The following is a 26,480-nucleotide window of genomic DNA, read 5'->3' on the forward strand; positions in this document are numbered from 1 at the left end:
TGGTAAATAATTTGAAGTCGATCAGTAGCCGCCGTGTGCGCATCCTGAATACGAATTTACGCAAGGTGAGTGATAGCGGGGTGCTCTGGTCACGCTCCTATTTCGCCTGTAGCGCTGGCGGCGCAACAATCGAAACACTGAAAGCGTATGTGGAATCGCAGAAAACCCCTGATTAGCTCCCCTTATATCTCCGCCCGATTGGGCGAGGGTTTACGGGGCATTTGCTAAAATAGCCGCCATTTTTCAGCTACTGGATAAGAATGTGACCGTATCTTCTCATCGACTTGAACTTTTAAGCCCGGCACGCGATGCCGCCATTGCCCGCGAAGCTATTTTGCACGGTGCCGATGCTGTCTATATCGGCGGCCCGGGTTTTGGTGCCCGTCATAATGCCAGTAATAGCCTGAAAGATATCGCCGAGTTAGTGCCATTTGCTCATCGTTATGGCGCAAAAATCTTCGTTACGCTTAACACCATTTTGCATGATGATGAGCTGGAACCCGCACAACGGCTGATTACCGATCTCTACCAGACCGGTGTCGATGCGCTGATTGTTCAGGATATGGGGATTCTGGAACTTGATATTCCACCGATTGAACTGCACGCCAGTACGCAGTGTGATATTCGTACAGTAGAAAAAGCGAAGTTCCTCTCTGATGTTGGCTTCACGCAGATTGTGCTGGCGCGAGAGCTAAATCTGGAGCAGATCCGCGCGATTCACCAGGCCACTGACGCGACTATCGAGTTCTTTATTCATGGTGCACTGTGCGTGGCATATTCGGGTCAGTGCTACATTTCTCATGCGCAAACAGGGCGTAGCGCTAACCGTGGCGATTGCTCGCAGGCGTGCCGTTTGCCATACACATTGAAAGACGATCAGGGGCGGGTGGTTTCTTATGAAAAACATCTGCTGTCGATGAAAGATAACGATCAGACTGCCAACCTCGGCGCTCTGATTGATGCAGGTGTGCGCTCCTTCAAGATTGAGGGGCGTTATAAAGATATGAGCTACGTGAAGAATATCACCGCGCATTATCGCCAGATGCTGGATGCCATTATTGAAGAACGAGGCGATCTTGCGCGTGCTTCATCAGGTCGTACTGAACATTTCTTTGTTCCATCGACGGAAAAGACTTTCCACCGTGGTAGTACAGATTATTTTGTGAATGCCCGTAAAGGCGATATTGGCGCGTTCGATTCGCCGAAATTTATCGGCCTGCCAGTGGGTGAAGTATTGAAAGTGGCGAAAGATCATCTCGATGTTGCCGTCACCGAGCCACTGGCAAATGGCGATGGCCTGAACGTGATGATTAAACGTGAAGTAGTCGGCTTTCGTGCCAATACGGTAGAGAAAACCGGAGAAAATCACTACCGCGTCTGGCCAAACGAAATGCCAGCAGATTTGCACAAAATTCGCCCGCATCACCCACTAAACCGTAATCTTGATCATAACTGGCAGCAGGCACTGACAAAAACCTCCAGCGAACGTCGGGTGGCGGTAGACATTGAGCTGGGCGGCTGGCAGGAACAACTGATTTTGACCCTCACCAGTGAAGAGGGTGTCAGCATCACGCATACGCTGGACGGGCAGTTCGACGAAGCCAATAACGCCGGAAAAGCAATGAACAATCTGAAGGATGGTCTGGCAAAACTGGGGCAAACCATCTATTACGCCCGCGATATGCAAATTAATTTGCCGGGGGCGCTGTTTGTACCAAACAGTTTGTTAAACCAGTTTCGTCGTGAAGCTGCCGACATGCTGGATGCTGCGCGTCTTGCCAGTTACCAGCGCGGCAGCCGTAAACCGGTTGCTGATCCTGCGCCGGTTTATCCGCAAACGCATCTGAGTTTCCTCGCGAACGTTTACAACCAGAAAGCGCGTGAATTTTATCATCGCTATGGTGTGCAGTTGATTGACGCGGCGTATGAGGCACATGAAGAGAAGGGCGAAGTCCCGGTGATGATCACCAAGCATTGTCTGCGCTTTGCCTTCAATCTGTGCCCGAAACAGGCGAAAGGCAATATCAAAAGCTGGAAGGCGACGCCAATGCAACTGGTTAATGGCGATGAAGTGTTAACGCTAAAGTTTGATTGCCGCCCATGCGAGATGCATGTCATTGGCAAAATCAAAAATCACATATTGAAAATGCCGTTACCGGGAAGCGTAGTGGCATCCGTAAGTCCGGATGAGCTGCTGAAAACATTGCCGAAGCGAAAAGGGTAAAACGGCAGTTTTCTGGGTATTCACAACTCATTGAATCTGCATGATATTGCCCGCCGGGTAAGGCGTCACTCCGCATTCGGCAACAAACGAATCAACGCTGTCCCGTTTCTGGTTTGCGCGATTTTTGCCAGTAAAAATGCTCGCGCAAACCTTCCGCTGACTCTTCTGCCACAGCACGCAATTCATCGCTGTCCGCTTCATGACGCAGCTGATGATCCGCATTCTTTACCCACACAAATTCATGTCCTTCACAGCATGATTAAATTTTCTCAGGGGCGAATGAGTGCTAAATATTCATAATAGAAAATGTGAAAACAAGATTCCCTTTGAATCAGCAAACTGTTTGTATAGGCGACAGGAGGAGGCTGTTTTCTACTTATCACAATGTGGATGTCAGCAATAAGAATTAAACATTAAGTATAATGTTGTAAACCCGGAGAGTATGAGAAGATCTTACATACTGTCAGAGAGTTGATTTCTCTGACAGTATGTGCTGCGTGCAAAATCACTACATCAAATAAACCAGCCAAATCTCATAGAGATAAGAGTAAACAACCCAACAGCAGCAAAGACATTTATCAGTACTACAGTTTTACTGGAAACATTCATTTTTGCCACCTTTTATCATTGCCCCTAGTGTATAGTACGAATTAAGAAAATCCTCAATAATACTCATTCTGAAGATGGATAAGGGCAAGTTGTTGTTTGATTATTTTTTCACAAACTGGTTAAAAGGCTTGACGCATATCAAAAAATGGCGCATGTTTGCGTGCATTTTATTCATCAGGCAGGATGCCCGAACATGTCTCTCTATCAATGCATGCTCGTTTTTTATGCAGTTATGGCAGTAATCGCATTTCTTATTACCTGGTTCCTTTCTCACGATAAGAAACGCATCCGTTTCTTAAGTGCCTTTCTGGTGGGGGTAACATGGCCGATAAGTTTCCCGGTGGTGCTGTTGTTTTCGTTGTTTTAAATCCTGTCGCTGGCTTGACGGCACCACGTAGACTTATATCATTTGGATGAATCGATAAATTTCACAAGTGGCTAAGGAGAAAGTATGCCGCATCTGGATGAAGTCATCGCACGCGTGGATGCTGCGATTGAAGAGAGCGTCATTGCCCATATGAATGAGTTATTAATCGCCCTGAGCGATGACGCGGAGTTAAGTCGGGAAGATCGCTATACCCAGCAGCAGCGTCTGCGCACCGCAATTGCTCATCACGGTCGCAAGCATAAAGAAGATATGGAAGCGCGCCACGAACAGTTGACCAAAGGCGGCACCATCCTCTGATTAAAATGAGCGTCTGGCCACAAGCCAGGCGCCAACCACAAGTAAAATTGCACCACAAATTGGGCCGAACAACGCCCGTAGTGGTACGCCATGGCTGCGGAAGATATCCAGCACTAGTCCCCCAATCAACTGACTGGCGACCAGTACCGCAATAGTCGTAGCTGCCCCCACATTCTGATATCCGCTAATACTGGCGAAGACAAAAAACGATCCCAGCAAGCCAGGAATAAGAGTCCACCAGCGCACGCTGGACACCAGTTCTCCAAAGCCCGCCATGCCTTGTTTAAACCATAGAATAGAAACGAACAACACAATTCCTACCAAAGAGTTCAGCAACATGGCGATGAGAATGGTAGAGGAGGTCTGAGTGATGCGCACCATCAGCGTGTTCTGGACTACCAGACCAATCCCGGCGGCAATCAAAAAGGCAAGGGTAAGCGACTGATTCATCAGATTGCGTCCGGGTCACTGCGTTCGTCGAGCTGCAACTGCATAAAGGTGAGATCCAGCCAGCGCCCAAATTTAGTGCCAACCTGGGGCATTTGCGCCGTGATGACGAACCCCAGCGACTGGTGCAGATGCAAAGACGCCTGATTTTGCGATTCGATCCCGGCGACCATAACATGCTTCCCGCAATCTCGCGCTTCATCAATCAATCGGCTTAACAATTTACGCCCAAGACCTTTGCCCTGATGATCGGGATGGACATAAACCGAATGTTCCACGGTATGGCGAAAACCATCGAAACTACGCCAGTCGCCAAATGAGGCATATCCCGTAACTACGCCATCTTCTTCACTCACCAGCACCGGATAACCGGCTAAAGTCCGTGCTTCGAACCAGGCAATGCGGTTACATGCATCCACCGTTTGGTCATTCCAGATAGCCGCCGTATACAACACAGCGTGGTTATAAATTTCCGCAATGGCAGCACAGTCGGCTTTGCGGGCAAAACGGATGGACATGTCTGGCCTCGATAAAATAATGATCATGACGTTATCAATACTATCGAAAACAGCGCGAAGCAACGGATTCCTCGATGAAATTATTGCGTGTTGCAGAGGTGACTGGCTTTACCGCTTATATGAGGCTGCTGGATATCGGTGGTGGGAGTAGTCGGTGGCGCGGAAAAATGTCGCATGCCACTGAGGTACTGGGATTTGACGTTTGCCTTGACTATCACGCGGATGATTTCGCCGAACAACTGGCGAAAGCGTGCCCAAAAGGCATTGATATCTATTCATGCAAAAAAACGTTGCTATGTTGTGCCAGCAATACAGCCGCTAAATAAAAAATGCCCGGCAAAAACCGGGCATAAATGTAGTTATTCAAATCGCCATGCGATATTCACGCCGACACCATAATTTCGCCCAGGGGCAGGCTCGTAATATCGCCCGTTTGACTCATTGACAATGACGGAACCGACGTATTCTTTATCGAATAAATTATCGACACGGCCAAATAAATCCATAGTTAAATTTTGGTAATTGTATTTATACCCGGTGAGCAAGCCGACGAGAGTATAAGACGGTGCTTTTGCTGTATTTTCATCATCTGCCATAATATCGCCCATATAATGCGCTTCCGTGCCTGCATACCAGCCTTCTTCCGGTACGTAACCTAAAGACGCAAACCCCATATTACGGGCGATCCCTGGCATCCGGTTACCGTTACAATCCTGTTCATTACAGACATTGCTACGATAGGTTGCATCAAGCCAGGTCCAGGACGCTTTTACGCGGAAATCTCCCGCGAAACGCTGATCCCATGCCAGTTCAGCGCCTTGACGACGGGTCTTTCCGGCATTTTTATACGTGGTGCGCCCACCGCTACTGCTATCGACAACAATTTCATCATCGGTGTCGGTCTGGAACAATGCGAGACTAAGCAGACCATCACCAATACGCGTTTTACTGCCGAGTTCAATTGTATCGTTGGTGGATGGTTTTAAACCAAAGTTCATACCGCTTTGACCGTCAGCACGATAAGACAGCTCATTAATCGTCGGCGTTTCAAAACCACGCCCGACTGCCAGATAGATATTCCAGGCATCGGTCATTGCATATTTTAACGATCCGGCAGGTAGCCATTTGTGATAACGGGTATCACCGCTGTCATCGCCGTTACCCGGAGTAACGTAATGATCGTTGGAATCAAACCACACGGAGCTGTAGCGCACGCCAGCATCCAACAACAGTTTTTCGCTCAGTTGCCACTGTGTCTGCAAATAGGGATCGACGTTCCACATCAGATTGCGTTCATCACGGCGCAACTCACCTTTTTGCCCGTATTCTGGCACGCCGCGATTCAGGTGGAAGTTATTGTAACCTTTGCGATTTTCACTCATGTTTTCGTAGTTCAGGCCGGTAGTGAACGTGACCGGGACGCCCAGTTCACCACGGTGTGTCCAGCGACTGTCTATACCCTGGTAATGGCGTTGCAGAGTAATCACGCCGCCCGCATGCGACGGATTAAGTTGTGGTGCCATGGGGATTGACTGGTACTGGGTCGTTTCTCTCTCTCCGGCATACATCATCACACTCATATCATCTTGCGCGTTCAGGCTACGTTCATAGCGCAACCCAGCCTGAGTTTGCTTGATGGTTTTTCGCGTGTCGTACTGTTCAGCGCGTGGCGCTTGTTGCGGATTCGCCTTCCATTCTGCTTCGGTTAATCCACCAGGATCATCTGCTTTGATATCCACGCTGTTGAAAATCAGGCTTAATTTGCTGGCGTCATCAATGCGTACGCCCAGTTTGGCATTGGCTAAATTTTTCTGTGCACCACTATGGTCACGATAGCCGTGGGTCGTAAAGCGCGTGGTTGAGACGGTGTAATCGACATCGCCAGGCAGTGTGCCGTCGCCCGTTGCGCCCGTTGCTTTCAGCCCATAGCGCCAGCTGCCAAAACTGCCGTAGTAACTACTGGCCTCAATGGTTGGTGGCTGTTGTCCGGTCTGGGTGGTGACATTCATTACACCGCCAGACGCGTTGCCATACAGGGCAGAGAAGGGGCCGCGCAGCACTTCCACATTTTGCACGCTGCTTAAATCGATGTTGGATGTTTGCCCTTGCCCGTCGGGCATGGTAGCGGGAATATTGTCCACATACAGACGAATACCGCGAATTCCGTAAGTGGAGCGGGAACCAAATCCGCGAATCGACAGCTGTAAATCTTGCGCATAGTTCTGCCGGTTTTGTAGCTGTAAACCAGGCACGCGGGTCAGTGATTCAGACAAGTTGATGCGCGGCGTTGCCAGGCGCATGTCCTCGCCATCCACCACGCTTATGGCCGCCGGGGTATCCAGTTCTGAAACCTCCTGTGGCGCGGCACTGACAATCATGGTCTGTTCATCAGCGGCAAAAACGGCGGGGGAGACGACAATCAGGGCGGGCAAAACGGTCTGTCGGACGGAAAAAATCTTCATGAAAAAAGCTAGGTTAAGAATGGAAAAACGTTGTTATGGTAATTAAATTGTAAATATATAGAAAACAAAACGGCACAATACGTTAATTAATTGAGGTGGTTGTAGTCGTAACGGCAAGAAATGCTCCACATTTGAGTAAATAATGATTACCATTCCCATTTATAACAAGAGCGTAACGATGATTATGCTCAGCGAAGCATTGTGAAGCAGCAAAAATATCGGTTCATCAAAGGGAGTCGTCATGCATTTACGTCATCTGTTTTCATCGCGCCTGCGTGGTTCATTAGTGTTAGGTTCATTGCTCGTTGCTTCATCATTCAGTACGCAGGCCGCAGAAGAAATGCTGCGTAAAGCGGTAGGTAAAGGTGCCTACGAAATGGCTTATAGCCAGCAGGAAAACGCGCTGTGGCTCGCCACTTCGCAAAGCCGCAAACTGGATAAAGGCGGCGTGGTTTATCGTCTCGATCCGGTCACTCTGGAAGTGACTCAGGCGATCCATAACGATCTCAAGCCGTTTGGCGCCACCATCAATAACACGACTCAGACGTTGTGGTTTGGTAATACCGTAAACAGCGCGGTCACGGCGATAGATGCCAAAACGGGCGAAGTGAAAGGCCGTCTGGTGCTGGATGATCGTAAGCGCACGGAAGAGGTGCGTCCGCTGCAACCGCGTGAGCTGGTTGCTGACGATACCACGAACACCGTTTATATCAGTGGTATTGGTAAAGAAAGTGTAATTTGGGTCGTTGATGGCGAGAATATCAAACTGAAAACCGCTATCCAGAACACCGGTAAAATGAGTACCGGACTGGCGCTGGATAGTAAAGGCAAACGTCTCTACACCACTAACGCTGACGGCGAATTGATTACCATCGATACCGACAACAATAAAATCCTCAGCCGTAAAAAGCTGTTGGATGATGGCAAAGAGCACTTCTTTATCAACATCAGCCTTGATACCGCCAATCAGCGTGCATTTATCACCGATTCTAAAGCGGCAGAAGTATTAGTGGTCGATACCCGTAATGGCAATATTCTGGCGAAGGTTGCGGCACCGGAATCACTGGCTGTGCTGTTTAACCCCGCGCGTAATGAAGCTTACGTGACGCATCGTCAGGCAGGTAAAGTCAGTGTGATTGACGCAAAAAGCTATAAAGTGGTGAAAACGTTCGATACGCCGACTCATCCGAACAGCCTGGCGCTGTCTGCCGATGGCAAAACGCTGTATGTCAGTGTGAAACAAAAATCCACTAAACAGCAGGAAGCTACTCAGCCGGACGATGTGATTCGTATTGCGCTGTAACAGGCATGGGGGAGTTTGTCTTTCGTCGGCCAGATAAGGCGATTGCGCCATATTCGGCACGAACAAAGAGCACCTCGTCAGCAATCTGAATGTGCCCGGCTGCGTGCCGGGCCATTTCGCAATTAACTCGCCGTTTCAGGCTTAAACATTATTTCCTGTTTTTCTTCATCTTCCTCGATGACTGGCGCAGTGCTGTGAATTTCGGTAACGCGTTTGCGCACACCAAACCAGCCTATAACCAGCAGAATACCGATAATCGGCAGCGCCGCGATGGTGTAAGTCCCGTTCGGGTAATCGAACGCCATCAGCACCAGTACACTCAGTAAAAACAGTAATGTCAGCCAGGACGTGAAGGGGGCGCCGGGCAGTTTAAAGCTGACATCCGCGGCTTTGCCTTCTTTAATCGCTTTACGCAGGCGCATCTGACATACGATGATAAACGCCCACGAGGCGATAATTCCTAGCGATGCGAAGTTCAGGACAATTTCAAATACACGTGACGGCACCAGATAATTGAGGAAAACGCCGACGACATATACAACCAGCGTTGCCAGAATCCCGGCATATGGGACATGCTGACGACTCATTTTCGCCATAAAACCAGGTGCAGAACCGCCCATCGCCATCGAGCGCAGAATACGTCCGGTACAGTACAGACCTGAGTTCAGGCTGGAGAGGGCCGCGGTCAGTACCACAATGTTCATAATGCTGCCGATGTAAGGCACACCCAGTTTGGAAAAGAACGTCACAAACGGACTTTGCCCCGCCTGATATGCGCTCCACGGCAATAACATAACCAGCAGCACCACGGAGCCGACATAAAACAGGCCAATACGCCAAATCACGCTGTTAATCGCTTTAGGCACCATGGTCTGTGGATCCTTACATTCCCCAGCGGCAGTACCCACCATCTCAATGGAGGCAAAAGCAAACACTACGCCCTGAATCAACACCAAAGCAGGCAGCAGACCGTGCGGGAAAAATCCGCCATTATCGGTAATTAAGTGAAAGCCAGTCGCGTTGCCATCCAGCGGTTGACCGCTACCGAGGAATACTGTACCCACAACCAGGAAAGTAACAATGGCGAGTACTTTAATGAGTGCAAACCAGAACTCCATCTCGGCGAACCATTTCACGCCGATCATGTTCATGGTGCCAACGATAGTCAGCGCGGCAAGCGCAAAGACCCACTGCGGTACGCCGCCAAACGCCCCCCAGTAATGCATATACAGGGCGACGGCGGTGATATCGACAATCCCGGTCATTGCCCAGTTGATGAAGTACATCCAACCGGCAACATAAGCGGCTTTCTCACCCAAAAATTCACGGGCATAGGAGACAAAGCTGCCGCTGGAAGGTCGATGCAATACCAGCTCACCCAACGCGCGCAGAATAAAAAACGAAAACAGGCCGCAGATTAAATAGACCAGTGCCAGCGCCGGTCCCGCCATTTGCAGTCTGGCCCCCGCACCTAAAAACAGACCTGTACCAATCGCGCCGCCGATGGCGATCATCTGCACCTGGCGATTGCCCATCGCTTTGTGATACCCCTCTTCGTGGGCATTAAGCCAGCGACGTTTCGCGGCGTGTTGATCTGGAGTGTCGGTGTTGTGTTTACTCATTGCTCTCCCTGATTGATTTAATGAAAAAGTCAGATAAGTTGCCATGAACAATGTTTATTCATCCTGGCGATGACAGTTATCACCATTATTCTTTATGGGTATAAAACTATCGGCGCAGCATCCTACCCGTTATCGATAAACGATGCAAAACATCCCCTTACAATCCTGGAGGGGATTAATACAATTGACGAAAAAATGACAAATCCTGTTCGCGATCGCACAAAATAGCCGGTGCGGCGTCTATACCAGGTTATAACTTGAGAAAACCACTAAGGGAAACGCCTGATGACGCCCATTCTGAATCACTATTTTGCCCGTATTAACTGGTCGGGAGCAGCTGCGGTCAATATTGATACGCTTCGTGCATTACACCTGAAACACAATTGCACCATTCCATTTGAAAACCTCGACGTTTTGCTGCCGAGGGAAATACAGCTTGATGATCAATCGCTGGAAGAGAAACTGGTGAAAGCCCGTCGTGGCGGTTACTGTTTTGAGCAGAATGGCGTGTTTGTGCGGGTGCTACGCGAACTGGGGTTTAACGTTCGCAGCTTGTTAGGGCGTGTAGTGTTATCAAATCCTCCAGTGTTACCGCCACGTACCCATCGCTTGCTGTTGGTTGAACTGGAAGGTGAACGCTGGATTGCTGATGTCGGTTTCGGTGGGCAGACATTGACTGCGCCGATTCGTTTAGTGGCGGGTATCGCGCAAACAACGCCACATGGCGAATATCGGCTGTTACAGGAAGGGGATGACTGGATTTTGCAGTTTAATCATCATCAGCACTGGCAGTCGATGTACCGTTTTGATCTCTGCGAACAACAACAAAGCGATTATGTGATGGGCAATTTCTGGTCGGCGCACTGGTCGCAATCACATTTTCGCCATCATTTGCTGATGTGCCGCCATTTGCCGGACGGTGGCAAGCTGACGCTGACTAATTTTCATTTTACCCATTATGAAAATGGACATGCAGTGGAGCAGCGAAATCTACCGGATGTGGTGTCGTTGTATGCTGTTATGCAGGAGCAGTTTGGTCTGGGCGTGGATGATGCGAAATATGGCTTTACCGTGGATGAGTTAGCATTGGTGATGGCGGCGTTTGATACTCATTCGGAAGCGGGGAAATAATTTATGTCAGGTTGCCGGATGCGGCGTAAATGCTTTATCCGGCACTCTGGCAAACAATTGAGTTGCGGTTGTAGGCCTGATAAGCGAAGCGCATCAGATAATTTGATTTACTGTCGTATATGACAACGGTTTCAGAGTTCAATGCTTATCTTTGACGTGTCGCCAGCCAGCAGAGCAGGGAGCCGCCGCAGACCATCAGCGCACCTTGCCAGAATGAGAACGACAGCGGCGCACTGAGCAGTACCGCAGCAAGTGCGGACGAAAGTACGGGCGTAAAATACGAACCTACCGCCATAATGGTGACGTTGCCATGTAAAATGCCGACGTTCCACGCAGCATAAGCAAATCCTAAGGTAAATGCCGCTGAGATAAGTTTAATAATGACGGGTGTGCTAAACACCATCTCCGGTTGCGGCGTTAAAAAATAGTAAACCCACAAACTTACACCTGTCAGCAGGACAAAAACGGTAATACCGTTAAATCCACGGGCATATTTATTGGTGACCGTGCAATAAGCGGCCCAGATAAAAGCGCCAATAAACGCCAGGAAATAACTCAATGGGCTGGTGGTAATATTATTGATGATTTCATCGTAGTGTAACCCATTGTCGCCGCCTAACACCCAACAGACACCGATCAGGGCTAATAATAATCCCGGTACAATCAGCCAGTTGGTTTTCTGACCATTAAACAGGATGGCAAAGAGAATTGTCAGGCTGGGCCATAGATAGTTCACCATACCAACTTCAATTGCCTGATGACGGGTTGCCGCATACCCTAATGAAAGCGCCAGACAGATTTCATAGCTGACGAATAACAGACTCCCGGCGAGCAAATAGCCTTTCGGGATCTGCCGAATACGCGGAAATCCAACCGTGAAGATTAACAGCAGTCCGCTTAATGAATAAATAGCCGCTGCGCCGCCGACCGGGCCGAGCCCCTCACTGACACCGCGAATCAATCCTACCATCGTGCTCCACAGGACGATCGCTATTAACCCTATGAGCGTTGCTTTTTGTCGTGTCATGCTCGCTGTTTTATCTCTCTTGCCGTTAAAAATTAAGCTGAATTTTATAGCATTTTTTTAACTGGCCTGGCAGGCAGTGGGGCGTTTTTTTACCGCTATTGAGGTAGGTCAATTTACGCAAGCGGATTATTTTGTGGCAAACACGTATTCTTTTTGATTTCGCGCAAAAAGATTCAGAATTTTACTGTTAGTTTCCTCGCGCAGTAATACCCCTGAAAAAAGAGGAAAGCAATGGACGTCAGTCGCAGACAATTTTTTAAAATCTGCGCGGGCGGTATGGCTGGAACAACAGTAGCGGCATTGGGCTTTGCCCCGAAGCAAGCACTGGCTCAGGCGCGAAACTACAAATTATTACGCGCGAAAGAGATCCGTAACACCTGCACATACTGTTCCGTAGGTTGCGGGCTATTGATGTATAGCCTGGGTGATGGCGCGAAAAACGCCAGAGAAGCGATTTATCACATTGAAGGTGACCCGGACCATCCGGTAAGCCGTGGTGCGCTGTGCCCGAAAGGGGCAGGTTTGCTGGATTACGTCAACAGCGAAAACCGTCTGCGCTACCCGGAATATCGTGCGCCAGGTTCTGACAAATGGCAGAGCATTAGCTGGGAAGAAGCATTCTCCCGTATTGCGAAGCTGATGAAAGCTGACCGTGACGCTAACTTTATTGAAAAGAACGAACAGGGCGTAACGGTAAACCGTTGGCTTTCTACCGGTATGCTGTGTGCTTCCGGTGCCAGCAACGAAACCGGGATGCTGACACAGAAATTTGCCCGCTCCCTCGGGATGCTGGCAGTAGACAACCAGGCGCGCGTCTGACACGGACCAACGGTAGCAAGTCTTGCTCCAACATTTGGTCGCGGTGCGATGACCAACCACTGGGTGGATATCAAAAACGCTAACGTCGTAATGGTGATGGGCGGTAACGCTGCTGAAGCGCATCCTGTCGGTTTCCGCTGGGCGATGGAAGCGAAAAACAACAACGATGCAACCTTGATCGTTGTCGATCCCCGTTTTACGCGTACCGCTTCTGTGGCGGATATTTACGCCCCTATTCGTTCCGGTACGGACATTACGTTCCTGTCTGGCGTTTTGCGCTACCTGATCGAAAAAAACAAAATCAATGCCGAATACGTTAAGCATTACACCAACGCCAGCCTGCTGGTGCGTGATGACTTTGCTTTCGAAGACGGCCTGTTCAGCGGTTATGACGCTGAAAAACGCCAGTACGATAAGTCGTCCTGGAACTATCAGTTCGATGAAAACGGCTATGCGAAACGCGATGACACGTTGACTCATCCGCGCTGTGTGTGGAACCTGCTGAAAGAGCACGTTTCCCGCTACACGCCGGACGTAGTAGAAAACATCTGCGGTACGCCAAAAGCCGACTTCCTGAAAGTGTGTGAAGTGCTGGCCTCCACCAGCGCACCGGATCGCACAACCACCTTCCTGTATGCATTGGGCTGGACGCAGCACACTGTTGGTGCACAGAACATCCGTACTATGGCGATGATCCAGTTGCTGCTCGGTAACATGGGTATGGCCGGTGGCGGCGTGAACGCATTGCGTGGTCACTCCAACATTCAGGGTCTGACCGACTTAGGGCTGCTCTCTACCAGCCTGCCTGGTTATCTGACGCTACCGTCAGAAAAACAGGTTGATTTGCAGTCGTATCTGGAAGCAAACACGCCGAAAGCGACGCTGGCTGATCAGGTGAACTACTGGAGCAACTATCCGAAGTTCTTTGTTAGCCTGATGAAGTCTTTCTACGGTGATGCCGCGCAGAAAGAGAATAACTGGGGCTACGACTGGCTGCCGAAGTGGGACCAGACCTACGACGTCATCAAGTATTTCAATATGATGGACGAAGGCAAAGTCACCGGTTATTTCTGCCAGGGCTTTAACCCGGTTGCGTCCTTCCCGGACAAAAACAAAGTAGTGAGCTGCCTGAGCAAGCTGAAGTACATGGTGGTTATCGATCCGCTGGTGACTGAAACCTCTACTTTCTGGCAGAACCACGGCGAGTCGAACGATGTCGATCCGGCGTCTATTCAGACTGAGGTATTCCGTCTGCCTTCGACCTGTTTTGCTGAAGAAGAGGGTTCTATCGCTAACTCCGGTCGCTGGTTGCAGTGGCACTGGAAAGGTCAGGACGCGCCGGGCGAAGCGCGTAATGATGGCGAAATTCTGGCGGGTATCTACCATCATCTGCGCGAGCTGTACCAGGCCGAAGGTGGTAAAGGCGTAGAACCGCTGATGAAGATGAGCTGGAACTACAAGCAGCCGCACGAACCGCAGTCTGACGAAGTGGCAAAAGATAACAACGGCTATGCGCTGGAAGATCTCTATGATGCCAATGGCGTATTGATTGCGAAGAAAGGTCAGTTGCTGAGTAGCTTTGCACATCTGCGTGATGACGGTACAACCGCATCTTCTTGCTGGATCTATACCGGTAGCTGGACAGAGCAGGGCAACCAGATGGCCAACCGCGATAACTCCGACCCGTCCGGTCTGGGGAATACGCTGGGATGGGCCTGGGCGTGGCCGCTCAACCGTCGCGTACTCTACAACCGTGCTTCCGCGGATATCAACGGTAAACCGTGGGATCCGAAACGAATGCTGATCCAGTGGAACGGCAGCAAGTGGACGGGGAACGATATTCCGGACTTCGGCAATGCCGCACCGGGTACGCCAACCGGGCCGTTTATCATGCAGCCGGAAGGGATGGGACGCCTGTTTGCCATTAACAAAATGGCAGAAGGCCCGTTCCCGGAACACTACGAGCCGATTGAAACGCCGCTGGGCACTAATCCGCTGCATCCAAACGTGGTTTCTAACCCGGTCGTTCGTCTGTATGAACAAGACGCGCTGCGGATGGGTAAAAAAGAGCAGTTCCCGTATGTGGGTACGACTTATCGTCTGACCGAGCACTTCCACACCTGGACCAAGCACGCATTGCTTAACGCAATTGCTCAGCCGGAACAGTTTGTGGAAATCAGTGAAACGCTGGCGGCGGCGAAAGGTATTGCCAATGGCGATCGTGTCACTGTCTCCAGTAAGCGTGGCTTTATCCGCGCGGTGGCTGTGGTAACACGCCGTCTGAAACCGCTGAATGTAAACGGTCAGCAGGTTGAAACGGTGGGTATTCCGATCCACTGGGGCTTTGAGGGGGTCGCGCGTAAAGGTTATATCGCTAACACCCTGACGCCGAATGTCGGTGATGCAAACTCGCAAACGCCGGAATATAAAGCATTCTTAGTAAACATCGAGAAGGCGTAAGGGGGCGAAAAGATGGCTATGGAAACGCAGGACATTATCAAAAGGTCCGCAACTAACCCCGTCACGCCGCCTTCTCAGGTGCGTGATTACAAAGCAGAAGTCGCGAAACTTATCGACGTTTCCACTTGTATCGGCTGTAAGGCCTGTCAGGTGGCGTGTTCGGAGTGGAACGACATCCGTGATGAAGTGGGGCACTGCGTCGGGGTTTACGATAACCCCGCCGATCTGAGCGCCAGGTCCTGGACGGTGATGCGCTTTAGCGAAACCGAACAGAACGGCAAGCTGGAGTGGCTGATCCGTAAAGACGGCTGTATGCACTGTGAAGATCCTGGCTGCCTGAAGGCGTGCCCGTCTGCCGGTGCAATTATTCAGTACGCTAACGGGATTGTCGATTTCCAGTCGGAAAACTGCATCGGCTGTGGTTACTGCATTGCCGGGTGTCCGTTTAATATTCCGCGCCTCAATAAAGAGGATAACCGGGTATATAAATGCACGCTCTGCGTCGATCGCGTCAGTGTCGGCCAGGAACCGGCTTGTGTGAAAACCTGTCCGACCGGCGCTATTCACTTCGGCACCAAGAAGGAGATGCTGGAGCTGGCAGAACAGCGCGTGGCGAAACTGAAAGCGCGTGGTTACGAACATGCTGGCGTCTATAACCCGGAAGGGGTCGGTGGTACGCACGTCATGTACGTGCTGCATCACGCCGATCAGCCGGAGCTGTATCACGGTTTGCCAAAAGATCCGAAGATCGACACTTCGGTGAACCTGTGGAAAGGCGCGTTGAAACCGCTGGCAGCGGCTGGCTTTATCGCCACTTTTGCCGGGTTGATTTTCCACTACATCGGTATTGGCCCGAATAAGGAAGTGGACGATGACGAGGAGGAGCATCATGAGTAAGTCGAAAATGATTGTGCGCACCAGGTTTATTGATCGCGCCTGTCACTGGACCGTGGTGATTTGCTTCTTCCTGGTGGCGCTGTCCGGGATTTCGTTCTTCTTCCCGACGTTGCAATGGCTGACGCAAACCTTCGGTACGCCGCAGATGGGACGCATTTTGCACCCGTTCTTTGGCATTGCGATATTTGTCGCGCTGATGTTTATGTTTGTCCGTTTTGTGCATCACAACATCCCGGATAAGAAAGATATTCCGTGGTTGTTGAACATTGTCGAAGTATTAAAAGGCAATGAGCATAAAGTGGCAGATGTCGGTAAGTACAACGCCGGACAGAAGATGATGTTCTGGTCGATCATGAGCATGATTTTCGTGCTGCTGGTGACCGGGGTGATTATCTGGCGTCCGTACTTTGCGCAGTATTTCCCGATACAGGTTGTCCGTTACAGTCTGCTGATCCACGCGGCTGCAGGTATCATCCTGATCCACGCCATCCTGATCCATATGTATATGGCATTCTGGGTGAAAGGGTCGATTAAAGGGATGATCGAAGGGAAGGTGAGTCGTCGCTGGGCGAAGAAACACCATCCACGCTGGTATCGTGAAATTGAGAAGGCAGAAGCGAAAAAAGAGAGTGAAGAAGGGATATAATCTCTTTTGAACTTTAAGCTGAAAATGGCGCTTTAAGAAGCGCCATTTTTTCATCTGACATGGAGGTTGTAATGCGTATACGCCCTGCAGCAAGATTATTTGTTCTCAGCGCCGATAATCGGGTGCTGTTATTTCGTTTTCAGCATACTGATGATGCGCTTACCGGAAGACAATACTGGGCAACGCCTGGTGGTGGGTTGGAACATAACGAGTCTTTCGAAGAGGCTGCGTTAAGGGAGTTGCAGGAAGAAACAGGCATTTCCCGCCAGTCAGCCGGACCACAAATAGCCAGCCAAAGATTCACCATGATGTTACCGAGCGGAGAAAGCGTTATCGCCGATGAGCGCTTCTTTATGATCCGCGTGGTGCAAAAAGAAACTGAATTTTCTGGCTGGAGCCATCATGAAAAGCTCGTTATAGGCGATCACCGCTGGTGGTCACTGGAGGAACTGCGCCAGACAGAGGAGACGGTATTTCCGCTGGAGTTGCTTGTCGATTTCCTTTTGAAACAGGTGTCGCAGAGAAATCCAGCGGTCGGAAATGAGTAAACACCTACTGCGCAACCAGACGGCGTAGTCGCGACACATCCACCGTTTTTTCTGCCTCTGCCAGACTCCAGGCGTTTTGCAGATTCAGCCACATTTGCGGCGAACTGCCGATCACCACGGAAAGTTTAATCGCCATTTCTGGCGTCAAAGCTGCTTTTCCGGTCAGCAATCGGCTTGCCGTTGAGGGCGCAATTTCCATTGCTCTGGCAAACTCGCGCAGGCTGACATTAAGTTCGTCCAGTGATTCCTGAATAATGTCCCCCGGGCGGGGATGATTGGCCATTTTCATCAGTGATAGTCCTCGTAATCCAGTATGTATGCATCGCCATTGACGAATTCAAATGTGATTCGCCAGTTGCCCGAGACAGATATCGCCCAAATTCCATCGCGATCGCCGCTTAACGGGTGTAGTCGGTAACCGGGCATATCGATATCAGCAATACAGCTTGCTGCATCAATCACAGCGAGTCGGTGGCGTAATCGTTTGACTTGCGTCGGTATAACGCCGGAGGTTTTGCCGAGAAGAAACAAGTCACGCAATCCCTTGTGTCTGAAATTCATTATCATCTCTTCATCCTTGTTCCCTCGAAAGGAACACTATCACTATTGTTCCGTGTGGCGCAACAAATTTCGCTACGTTTTCGCAAATTGTGAGGGGAAAGATGGGGGAGGAAAAGAAGAAGAATGAAATTGCGGAAAGCGTCTCGCAAAACAGGCTGCGACCCGAACATGGCAGTCGCAGCAAAGGCCTCTTAGCGGCGGAAATCAATCACCATACGGCCACGGATTTTGCCTTCTTCCATCTCGGTAAAGATGGTGTTGATGTCCGCTAACGGACGCAGGGCAACTTTCGGCACCACTTTACCTTCAGCGGCAAACTGGAAGGCTTCGGTTAGATCCTGGCGCGTGCCGACCAGCGAACCGACCACTTCAATACCATCAAGCACAAGGCGTGGGATATCCAGGCTCATAGACTCTGGCGGCAGACCGACTGCCACAACACGACCGCCTGCACGAACGGCATCGACCGCTGAGTTAAACGCAGCTTTAGCTACCGCTGTCACCACCGCTGCGTGAGCGCCACCGGTTTTCTCCTGCACAATTTTGGCGGCGTCTTCAGTGCGTGAGTTAATCGCTAAATCAGCGCCCATTTCGGTTGCCAGTTTTAACTGCTCATCATTGACATCAATGGCGATCACTTTGGCGTTAAAGACATTCTTCGCGTATTGCAGGGCGAGATTACCCAGACCGCCAAGACCGTAGATAGCAATCCACTGACCGGGACGAATTTTTGACAGTTTCACCGCTTTATAGGTGGTGCCCCCCGCACAGGTAATGCTGCTGGCCGCCGCGGAGTCCAGGCCATCCGGTACTTTAACCGCGTAATCGGCGACCACGATGCACTCTTCAGCCATCCCGCCATCAACGCTGTATCCGGCATTTTTAACTGAACGGCAAAGGGTTTCGTTACCGCTGTTACAGTATTCACAATGCCCGCATCCTTCATAAAACCACGCCACGCTGGCGCGATCGCCTGGTTTTAATGAGGTGACACCGGGGCCAACTTCTGCCACCACACCGATGCCTTCATGGCCCAGAATCACACCGGTTTTATCACCAAAATCGCCATTCTTAACATGAAGATCGGTATGACATACGCCACAACACTCCATTTTCAGCAGAGCTTCGCCATGTTTCAGTGAGCGCAGCGTTTTATCCGTAACGTCAACATGATGATCCTTCGTAACAACTGCAGCCTTCATAATTCCTCCTTTTCGGATGATGTTCTGCATAGCAGGTGAGGCAAATGAGATTTATTCGCCACTACCCAGTATGGATGAGATCTGAAAAAGAGAGAGGGAAATTGCCCGGTAGCCTTCACTACCGGGCGCAGACTTAGATGGAAGTACGGCGGTAGTCGCGGTATTCGGCTTGCCAGAAATTATCATCAATGGCCTGCTGCAGAGCTTCGGCAGACGTTTTCACCGCCACGCCTTGCTGCTGCGCCATTTTGCCAACCGCAAACGCAATCGCTCTTGAGACTTTCTGGATATCTTTCAGTTCCGGCAGTACCAGACCTTCGCCGTTTAGCACCAGCGGCGAATACTGCGCCAGGGTTTCACTTGCCGACATTAACATCTCATCGGTGATACGTGACGCGCCGGAAGCAATAACACCCAGTCCGATACCCGGGAAGATAAAGGCATTGTTACACTGGGCGATAGGGTAGATTTTATCTTTCCATACCACTGGATTAAACGGACTGCCAGTGGCGACCAGCGCGTTACCTTCGGTCCAGGCAATAATGTCCTGCGGTGTGGCTTCCACGCGTGAAGTCGGGTTAGACAGCGGCATCACGATCGGACGCGGACAGTGTTTGTGCATCTCACGGATGATCTCTTCCGTAAACAGCCCGGTCTGCCCTGAGACGCCAATCAGAATATCTGGTTTTACATTGCGCACCACATCCAGCAGTGACAGCACATCGCTGTCGGTATCCCAGTCACTGAGGTTTTCGCGCTTCTGCACCAGTTTGGTCTGGAAAGGCAGCAGGTTTGGCATCTTGTCGGTCAGCAGGCCAAAGCGATCGACCATAAAGACTTTCTGCCGCGCCGCTTCCTCGCTTAACCCTTCGCGCTGGGTCTGGGCGATGATCATTTCGGCAATGCCGCATCCCGCTGAACCTGCGCCCAGGAAGACGATTTTCTTCTCGCTTAACTGACCGCCTGCTGCGCGACTGGCTGCGATCAGCGTCCCGACCGTTACCGCCGCGGTGCCCTGAATATCATCGTTAAAAGAACAAATTTCATTGCGATAGCGGTTAAGCAACGGCATCGCATTTTTTTGGGCAAAATCCTCAAACTGCAACAGCACATCCGGCCAGCGTTGTTTCACAGCCTGGATAAATTCGTCAACGAATGCATAGTATTCGTCGTCAGTGATACGCGGATTACGCCAGCCCATATACAGCGGGTCGTTAAGCAGTTGCTGGTTATTGGTGCCAACATCCAACACCACCGGAAGGGTATACGCCGGGCTTATGCCGCCACAAGCAGTATAGAGCGACAGTTTACCGATCGGAATCCCCATTCCACCGATGCCCTGGTCACCAAGCCCCAGAATACGTTCGCCGTCAGTCACCACAATCACTTTAATATTATGGTTCGGTACGTTTTGCAGAATATCGTCCATATTGTGGCGGTTCTGGTAAGAGATAAACACGCCGCGTGAACGACGGTAGATCTCAGAAAAACGCTCACAGGCAGCACCGACGGTTGGGGTGTAAATAACGGGCATCATCTCATCAAGATGATTGTTTACCAGACGGTAGAAGAGAGTTTCGTTAGTGTCCTGAATGTTGCGCAGGTAGATGTGCTTGTCGATTTCAGTTTTGAATCCCTGATACTGGATCCACGCACGTTCCGCTTGTTCTTCGATGGTTTCGACCACTTCCGGCAGTAACCCCAGCAGGTTGAAGTTACGGCGTTCTTCCATGCTGAAGGCGCTGCCTTTATTCAACAACGGAAATTCCAGCAATACAGGGCCAGCGTAAGGAATATAAAGCGAACGCTGTTTTTTTGTCTTTGGTTCCATGTCACTCACTCTTTTTTGAATATCTATCCCTGGGGCTTTTATCATCTTTGCTTTACCGCTAGGGCGTCGACCCCAAGTATAAAGCAGATAAAAACAAAAACACCATTGCGCAGGCAACGGTGTTTAATCGTCATTGAGGACTGATGGTTAAGAATTACTTTTCAGCGGGGCGTTTTCTGCCGGTTGGGCTATTTACCAGGCTGGATTTGTCACCTTCGGTAACTATTTTGCGCTGGTTAGAAATTTTATGGTCCAGTCCAAGAATATGACGTGCCTGACGGTTCGATTTCATTTTAACTCCTCAATCCTGTTGCTCGTTTTAAGGACAACATCGCCATAGCGAAGAAACACGTGCTGATCCCTTAAATTAGGTTGCCGATCAAGCATAGCACCTTAAAGCGTAGGGTGCTGGCCACTGACCACATAATTGATCGTTTGCTGGTAGATATCACTGAGGATGTCGTTATCAGCAGCTTCCACCCATTTGGTCAGCTCCATGAGAATGTCATCTTCAGTGACAACACCGTGCTCTGCCCGAAGGCCTTGCTCAATGGCATTAACCAGAGCGGGTTCTGCTGTTGAATTTTCTGCCTGATAATAAGTAAACATAGTGATTCTCCGTGTCTGTGTATTTATGGTGTCTGCTACGGATCGCAGATTTATAAAGCACATTCAGCATGGCAAATATTTGCCGCTTCGTTGTTAAGATTAGTCCTGGTTGATGATTTTTATATTTTAACTCCATGATATTGATAGAAGTTGCCATTGGCGTGAGTTGATTGATATTGATGCAATATCTCTTGAGTTATATATTCCCGGTTATCTATTGTGGGAATTTAATTTAAGTTCAGAAATAATAATTTCTGCCGGGTTTTATCCGGAATATCCTGCCTATTCTCGTGCTGTTGCTCACGTAGTCTATAATTTCCTTTTTAAGCCCACAGGAGAGCAACAATGACAATCCATAAGAAAGGTCAGGCACACTGGGAAGGCGATATCAAACGCGGAAAGGGAACAGTATCCACCGAGAGCGGCGTGCTGAATCGACAGCCGTATGGATTTAACACGCGTTTTGAAGGCGAAAAAGGAACTAACCCTGAAGAGTTGATTGGCGCAGCGCATGCAGCATGTTTCTCAATGGCGCTTTCATTAATGTTGGGAGAAGCAGGATTCACGCCAACATCGATTGATACCACTGCTGATGTGTCGCTGGATAAAGTGAATGCCGGGTTTGCGATTACGAAAATTGCACTGAAGAGCGACGTTGCGGTGCCGGGTATCGATGCCTCCACCTTTGACGGCATTATCCAGAAAGCAAAAGCAGGATGCCCGGTTTCTCAGGTACTGAAAGCGGAAATTACGCTGGATTACCAGTTGAAATCGTAAAGCGTTGCCGGATGACGCGTCAGGCTCGTGAAGGCCTGATGCGTCAGCACAATCACAGCAAAGAAGGTCATAAGCCGATGTGTAAAGCACCGGCCATGTCACAAAGTAAGAATGGGGTTTAACTGCCCCAACGACTTTGCAGATAGCTAACTGCTTGTTGAGTCTGTGGTTTATTCAGATAGTCCTCACGGAACAAAATTGTGCCGCTAATTTCTGGCACAGCATCGTTAAGATCGAGCTGCTTTTTTAGTTCCGGTACGCCGCCGTTAATTATCCAGTCAGGCTCTGTCTTTGAAGGTTCACCCACTTTATAGAAGGCGATACCGATATACAGGCGGGTCTTAGTCGGTTTAACGACATCTGCCCACCATTTTGCCAACACGTCATAACGCGCGGCACTCCGCGAAAACGGCCAGTAAATTTGGGGAGCAATGTAATCCAGCAATCCTTGTTCCACCCATCGACGAGTGTCAGCGTAGGATTCGTCATAGGCAGCGGCGCCCCGGGTATCGGAACCGAGCGGATCGTGCGATCGGTTACGCCACACGCCTGCCGGGCTAACGCCAAATTCGACTCCCGGCTTAATGCTTCTAATGGTGTGCGATACCTTCGCAATTAACTGCTGGGTATTGTTGCGCCGCCAGTCTGCTTTTGAAGCAAATGCGCCTGCGTATTTGCGGTACGTTTCGTTATCATTTAGCCGTGAACCCGGTGACTCAGTATAGAAATAGTCGTCAAACTGCACGCCATCTACCGGATAGCGGGAAACCACTTCCGCGACTATTGATGTGATCCAGTCCTGAACCTCAGGGATGCCCGGGTCGAGGACAAAGCGATCGCCGGATGTTCTGATCCAGTCGCGGTGTTGCACATAGACGCTCGCCGGTTGCTGAGACAGAGTGCTATTAAGTTCCCTGATAGTACCGGGCTTCGTATTAACCGATACGCGATAGGGGTTAAACCAGGCGTGTACTTTCATCCCACGCTTGTGGGCTTCGTCGAGCATAAATTGCAGCGGATCGTACCCCGGATTTTCACCAATCTTACCGGTCATAAGATCGGACCACGGCAAAATTTTCGATGGCCACAGGGCGGTAGCATCTGGCTTGACCTGGAAGAAGACCGTATTTATGCCGAGACGCTGCAGATGGTCCAGTTTGTCGATCATCGCCTGTTGTTGTACACGGGCCCGGCTGGTGGGGTTACTAATGTTAACCGAGGAAACGGGGGGCCAGTCGAGGCGAGACACCGTGGCCAGCCAGATGCCTCGCATCGGTTGTGATGATTGTTGCGTCGTGGCTGGTGGCTTTGAACCTGCTGGTGGTGTCACCATTGACTCTGGGGGCGTGCTTTTACAACTACACAGTAAAAGTGCCAGTGCAACCAGTACCGCTGGTCTTCTAATCGCTAATTTCTCGTTTCGGGAGCAGATATCCATATATGCTGGTTTCCGGTAAACAGATGAGCGCTCATTCTCGTACTTATCCCGGTTAAGTCAATACGACAACAGGCACGAAAAAGGGAGCGATGAATTATCGCTCCCGTGTCTTATTACCATTCAGGCATGGTTAGTGTTTCTTGTCATTCATCACTATATAGTGCGGTGAACGTGCACGCGGGTGCAGGAAGAAGTGGCCTTTCGGTGCGTTCTGGCTGTTGATTGGTTCCAGAGAGACGCCGGTATTCGCTTTGCCTTTACGATCGTGAACAGCATAGAGAATAAAGGGCAGGGCAAGTACCACCAGGAAACTAACGACCAGTAATTCGACATACATATCGGTAGAGTCACCCTGGATGTTATCCGGCGGCAGGAAGGAAACAATAAACGCCATAATTGAAGTCAGCAGACCGACTATAGCCACGACCAGTTTCACCCCTTTACCACCAGGGATATTAAATGTGCGTTTTAAGTCAGGATGTTTAAGGACTAACACAATGTAGCCAATAAACAGCATGAAATAAGCACACAGATAAATCACCACTGTTAGCGCCAGTGCTATCAGGAAGGACATATTGTTGCCGCCACCGGTGTTGGTGAGGATGATCAACGCGATAGAAGTAATCACCAGCTGCGAAATGACCAGCGTTACCGGTACGCCATTTTTGTTCATTTTAGCGAATGCCGCTGGCAGCAGGTTTTTCTGCGCAGTGACATACATCCCTCGAGAAGGACCAACAATCCAGGAGGCGATTTCTGCCAGAACACCCAGCAACAGCAGTGCGGAGATCACGCGAACCGTCCACTCAATTTCTGGTGCCACATGCGACATCAGAACGGTAAAGGTTTGCATTACCCCTGCGGAGAGGTTGATTTCACTCCCCGGAATGACCATCGCAATAGACAAACCGCCAACAGAGCTTAAGCAGATTGCCGCCACCATCAGCAGTAACATAGCCAGTGGATAGTCGCGCCCGGGGTTGCTCATTTCATTGACGTGAGTTGCGGAAGCTTCTACGCCCATATAACTCAAAATGAAGGCAACAAATACAACCAGGGTGCCCACTTTAGAGAAGTCAGGGAAGAAGGTCTTCGAATCCATTTCGATAGCAACGGGGGCACCGGAGTGCAGATAAATAGCCGCTAATGCGATCAAAATAAATGCTGGTAACAGGATACCGGCGAAGAAGCCAACTTTAGCAATTCGCGCTGTATATTTCGTGCCACCAAATTGCGTTAATGCCAGCGCCCAAAGAATGATGAGTGCTGCAATAGTTTTGGTCATGGGATCTTCATTCAGTGCTGGCCATTTCAGGATGTAGGAGAGTGCCCCTAACACGAAATAGAGCATCGGAATAAAACCAATGGCGATTTGCAGATAGCCAAATGAGATCGCTGCAAACCCCCATCTCGGCCCCAGTGTATTTGATACCCAGGCGAAGACACCACCTTCTTCCCAGCCGTCGACGGTGGCCATTTCCGCAGCACAAAGTCCCACGGGAATAAACCATAAAATCCCGCCTAATAGCAGGAAGAAGACTAATGAAAAGCCCGATGTTGCGAAGGTAGGGTATTCATAAACAGCCATTACCATCGACGCCGTTATGGCAAAGAATCCGAGTAATGTGAGCTGTTTAGCTTTACCTGTCTGTACTGATGTAGCCATATTATCCCCCTAAAACGGTATTCCTGTCGGAACCGCACCTGTTTTGTTCTAAGCGTATTCAGAACAATATTTTCCGTTGCTAATGCCAGTGAACAGACTTTGGAATTGTCCCGAAACGGGTTTGTATCGGGACTCCGTTACCGTTAAACGTTATCAGGTGTGTTTAAAGCTGTTCTGCTGGGCAATACCCTGCAGTTTCGGGTGAGCGCTGAGATATTTCAGGGAGGCTTTGTAGTCTTCCAGCAACAGTTCAGCAAAGTCCATTTCGAAGCCGCGACGACACATAATGCGCATCACCACGATGTCAGTGGCTTCACCGCCGAGAGTGAAGGCCGGAACCTGCCAGCCGCGCAGACGCAGACGTTCAGAGAGGTCATACAGGGTGTATCCCGGATCCTCCCCGTCTTTCAGCTTGAAGCAAACCGCCGGGATCCCTTCGTCCGGGCGACCGGTACAGATGAACTCATACGGCCCCAGTTTGGCGATTTCATCTGCCAGATAGGCAGCGACCTGGTAAGAAGCGTTCTGTACTTTGGTATAGCCTTCACGCCCGAGGCGCAGGAATTCATAGTACTGTGCAATCACCTGGCCCGCCGGACGGGAGAAGTTGATGGCGAAAGTACCAATCTGACCGCCGAGGTAGTCAACGTTGAATACCAGTTCCTGCGGCAGCGCTTCTTCGTCACGCCAGATAACCCAGCCGCAGCCCAGCGGAGCCAGACCGAATTTGTGGCCTGAAGCACTGATCGATTTCACCCGTGGCAGGCGGAAGTCCCAGACGATATCCGGGGCGACGAACGGTGCCAGGAAACCACCGCTGGCGGCGTCGATGTGCATATCGATGTCGCTACCGGTGTCGGCCTGGAATTTATCCAGCGCATCGTGCAGCGGCTGCGGGAACTCATAGTTACCGGTGTAGGTCACGCCGCAAGTCGGCCCCACGCCGATGGGGTTTTAATCGCAGGCTTCAATCATGCGTTTCGGGTCCATAATCAAAT

25 protein-coding genes and 3 pseudogenes are annotated in these 26,480 nt (G+C 50.3%); 12 read left to right on the top strand and 16 right to left on the bottom strand.

The annotated features are described in order from the left end of the window. Together A7090_RS03320 and rlhA are read left to right on the top strand one after the other, a co-directional pair. Positions 1-176, top strand: a 176-nt coding sequence (locus tag A7090_RS03320; protein WP_198599560.1) for a transposase, incomplete at its 5' end; no start/stop codon positions are given. An 86-nt stretch (positions 177-262) separates the two neighbouring features. Then, positions 263-2,224, top strand: a complete 1,962-nt coding sequence (gene rlhA / locus A7090_RS03325; RefSeq protein WP_105273021.1) for a 23S rRNA 5-hydroxycytidine C2501 synthase — start codon at positions 263-265, stop codon at positions 2,222-2,224. Between the two features lie 91 nt (positions 2,225-2,315). Here the strand turns inward: rlhA and A7090_RS03330 are convergent. Both A7090_RS03330 and yncL read right to left on the bottom strand, forming a co-directional pair. Further along, positions 2,316-2,474 (bottom strand): annotated as a pseudogene (locus tag A7090_RS03330) (DUF2554 family protein); the annotation flags it as partial. A gap of 263 nt (positions 2,475-2,737) precedes the next feature. After that, complete coding sequence (gene yncL, locus A7090_RS03335) at positions 2,738-2,833, bottom strand: stress response membrane protein YncL (RefSeq protein ID WP_071825194.1); 96 nt, start codon at positions 2,831-2,833, stop codon at positions 2,738-2,740. 193 nt (positions 2,834-3,026) lie between these two features. On the opposite strand from yncL, the gene A7090_RS03340 reads away from it, so the two are divergent. Continuing rightward, a complete protein-coding gene (locus A7090_RS03340; protein ID WP_123056921.1) occupies positions 3,027-3,200 on the top strand; it encodes a GhoT/OrtT family toxin in 174 nt (57 codons plus the stop codon). A gap of 84 nt (positions 3,201-3,284) precedes the next feature. Next, positions 3,285-3,518: a DUF2526 family protein YdcY gene (gene ydcY / locus A7090_RS03345; protein ID WP_105273023.1), complete on the top strand. Its 234-nt coding sequence runs from the start codon at positions 3,285-3,287 to the stop codon at positions 3,516-3,518. Here the strand turns inward: ydcY and A7090_RS03350 are convergent, their stop codons facing one another. Further along, positions 3,519-3,968: a DMT family transporter gene (locus tag A7090_RS03350; RefSeq protein ID WP_001076539.1), complete on the bottom strand. Its 450-nt coding sequence runs from the start codon at positions 3,966-3,968 to the stop codon at positions 3,519-3,521. It abuts the gene before it with no gap. After that, complete coding sequence (locus A7090_RS03355) at positions 3,968-4,483, bottom strand: GNAT family N-acetyltransferase (RefSeq protein WP_105273042.1); 516 nt, start codon at positions 4,481-4,483, stop codon at positions 3,968-3,970. The genes A7090_RS03350 and A7090_RS03355 overlap by 1 nt, the downstream gene beginning before the upstream one ends. Positions 4,484-4,618: 135 nt before the next feature. On the opposite strand from A7090_RS03355, the pseudogene A7090_RS03360 reads away from it, so the two are divergent. After that, positions 4,619-4,758: pseudogene (locus tag A7090_RS03360) on the top strand (NADP-dependent oxidoreductase); the annotation flags it as partial. A gap of 84 nt (positions 4,759-4,842) precedes the next feature. Here the strand turns inward: A7090_RS03360 and pqqU are convergent. Continuing rightward, positions 4,843-6,945: a TonB-dependent receptor PqqU gene (gene pqqU / locus A7090_RS03365; RefSeq protein ID WP_105273024.1), complete on the bottom strand. Its 2,103-nt coding sequence runs from the start codon at positions 6,943-6,945 to the stop codon at positions 4,843-4,845. A 241-nt stretch (positions 6,946-7,186) separates the two neighbouring features. Here pqqU and yncE point away from each other — a divergent pair, with 241 nt between their 5' ends. Beyond that, positions 7,187-8,248, top strand: coding sequence for a 7-bladed beta-propeller protein YncE (gene yncE, locus A7090_RS03375; RefSeq protein WP_105273026.1), 1,062 nt, complete (start codon positions 7,187-7,189; stop codon positions 8,246-8,248). A gap of 122 nt (positions 8,249-8,370) precedes the next feature. Here the strand turns inward: yncE and ansP are convergent, their stop codons facing one another. Next, positions 8,371-9,870, bottom strand: a complete 1,500-nt coding sequence (ansP, locus tag A7090_RS03380) for an L-asparagine permease (RefSeq protein ID WP_105273027.1) — start codon at positions 9,868-9,870, stop codon at positions 8,371-8,373. A 285-nt stretch (positions 9,871-10,155) separates the two neighbouring features. Here ansP and nhoA point away from each other — a divergent pair, with 285 nt between their 5' ends. Continuing rightward, positions 10,156-11,001, top strand: coding sequence for an N-hydroxyarylamine O-acetyltransferase (gene nhoA / locus A7090_RS03385; RefSeq protein WP_105273028.1), 846 nt, complete (start codon positions 10,156-10,158; stop codon positions 10,999-11,001). A 145-nt stretch (positions 11,002-11,146) separates the two neighbouring features. Here the strand turns inward: nhoA and yddG are convergent, their stop codons facing one another. After that, entirely contained in the window at positions 11,147-12,028 is an 882-nt protein-coding gene (gene yddG / locus A7090_RS03390; protein WP_105273029.1) for an aromatic amino acid efflux DMT transporter YddG, read from the bottom strand. Between the two features lie 231 nt (positions 12,029-12,259). Here yddG and fdnG point away from each other — a divergent pair, with 231 nt between their 5' ends. The 4 genes from fdnG to A7090_RS03415 all read left to right on the top strand — a co-directional run bounded on the left by fdnG (position 12,260) and on the right by A7090_RS03415 (position 17,398). Then, entirely contained in the window at positions 12,260-15,307 is a 3,048-nt protein-coding gene (gene fdnG, locus A7090_RS03400; RefSeq protein WP_157941438.1) for a formate dehydrogenase-N subunit alpha, read from the top strand. A gap of 12 nt (positions 15,308-15,319) precedes the next feature. Then, positions 15,320-16,204 (top strand): formate dehydrogenase N subunit beta, encoded by an 885-nt coding sequence (fdnH, locus tag A7090_RS03405; protein ID WP_105273032.1) that lies wholly within the window; start codon positions 15,320-15,322, stop codon positions 16,202-16,204. Next, positions 16,197-16,850, top strand: a complete 654-nt coding sequence (gene fdnI / locus A7090_RS03410) for a formate dehydrogenase-N subunit gamma (protein WP_105273033.1) — start codon at positions 16,197-16,199, stop codon at positions 16,848-16,850. The genes fdnH and fdnI overlap by 8 nt, the downstream gene beginning before the upstream one ends. A 71-nt stretch (positions 16,851-16,921) precedes the next feature. After that, positions 16,922-17,398, top strand: coding sequence for an NUDIX hydrolase (locus A7090_RS03415; protein WP_105273034.1), 477 nt, complete (start codon positions 16,922-16,924; stop codon positions 17,396-17,398). Positions 17,399-17,402: 4 nt separating this feature from the next. Here the strand turns inward: A7090_RS03415 and A7090_RS03420 are convergent, their stop codons facing one another. The 6 genes from A7090_RS03420 to bdm all read right to left on the bottom strand — a co-directional run bounded on the left by A7090_RS03420 (position 17,403) and on the right by bdm (position 21,601). Then, positions 17,403-17,687 carry a HigA family addiction module antitoxin gene (locus A7090_RS03420; RefSeq protein ID WP_000781369.1) on the bottom strand — a complete coding sequence of 95 codons (285 nt, stop codon included), beginning with the start codon at positions 17,685-17,687 and terminating at the stop codon, positions 17,403-17,405. Continuing rightward, positions 17,687-17,965 carry a type II toxin-antitoxin system RelE/ParE family toxin gene (locus A7090_RS03425; RefSeq protein WP_105273035.1) on the bottom strand — a complete coding sequence of 93 codons (279 nt, stop codon included), beginning with the start codon at positions 17,963-17,965 and terminating at the stop codon, positions 17,687-17,689. The genes A7090_RS03420 and A7090_RS03425 overlap by 1 nt, the downstream gene beginning before the upstream one ends. 185 nt (positions 17,966-18,150) lie before the next feature. After that, positions 18,151-19,161 (bottom strand): alcohol dehydrogenase AdhP, encoded by a 1,011-nt coding sequence (gene adhP / locus A7090_RS03430; protein ID WP_032345297.1) that lies wholly within the window; start codon positions 19,159-19,161, stop codon positions 18,151-18,153. Between the two features lie 133 nt (positions 19,162-19,294). Next, a complete protein-coding gene (gene maeA, locus A7090_RS03435) occupies positions 19,295-20,992 on the bottom strand; it encodes a malate dehydrogenase (protein WP_105273036.1) in 1,698 nt (565 codons plus the stop codon). A gap of 154 nt (positions 20,993-21,146) precedes the next feature. Continuing rightward, positions 21,147-21,284 (bottom strand): stationary-phase-induced ribosome-associated protein, encoded by a 138-nt coding sequence (gene sra, locus A7090_RS03440; protein WP_105273037.1) that lies wholly within the window; start codon positions 21,282-21,284, stop codon positions 21,147-21,149. A gap of 101 nt (positions 21,285-21,385) precedes the next feature. Beyond that, complete coding sequence (gene bdm / locus A7090_RS03445; RefSeq protein WP_105273038.1) at positions 21,386-21,601, bottom strand: biofilm-dependent modulation protein; 216 nt, start codon at positions 21,599-21,601, stop codon at positions 21,386-21,388. 345 nt (positions 21,602-21,946) lie between these two features. Between bdm and osmC the strand changes: the two genes are divergently transcribed. Then, the gene (osmC, locus tag A7090_RS03455) at positions 21,947-22,378 is read left to right on the top strand and encodes a peroxiredoxin OsmC (protein ID WP_105273039.1); all 432 of its coding nucleotides are present in this window, start codon (positions 21,947-21,949) and stop codon (positions 22,376-22,378) included. 118 nt (positions 22,379-22,496) lie between these two features. Here osmC and A7090_RS03460 read toward each other — a convergent pair whose 3' ends face one another. The 3 genes and pseudogenes from A7090_RS03460 to A7090_RS03470 all read right to left on the bottom strand — a co-directional run. Next, a complete protein-coding gene (locus A7090_RS03460; RefSeq protein WP_105273040.1) occupies positions 22,497-23,816 on the bottom strand; it encodes a family 10 glycosylhydrolase in 1,320 nt (439 codons plus the stop codon). 130 nt (positions 23,817-23,946) lie between these two features. Beyond that, entirely contained in the window at positions 23,947-25,482 is a 1,536-nt protein-coding gene (gene gadC / locus A7090_RS03465) for an acid resistance gamma-aminobutyrate antiporter GadC (protein ID WP_105273041.1), read from the bottom strand. Between the two features lie 153 nt (positions 25,483-25,635). Next, positions 25,636-26,480, bottom strand: a pseudogene (locus tag A7090_RS03470) (glutamate decarboxylase); the annotation flags it as partial.

The sequence above is a fragment of the Escherichia sp. MOD1-EC7003 genome (assembly GCF_002965065.1).
In the GTDB taxonomy this organism is placed as follows: Bacteria; Pseudomonadota; Gammaproteobacteria; order Enterobacterales; family Enterobacteriaceae; genus Escherichia.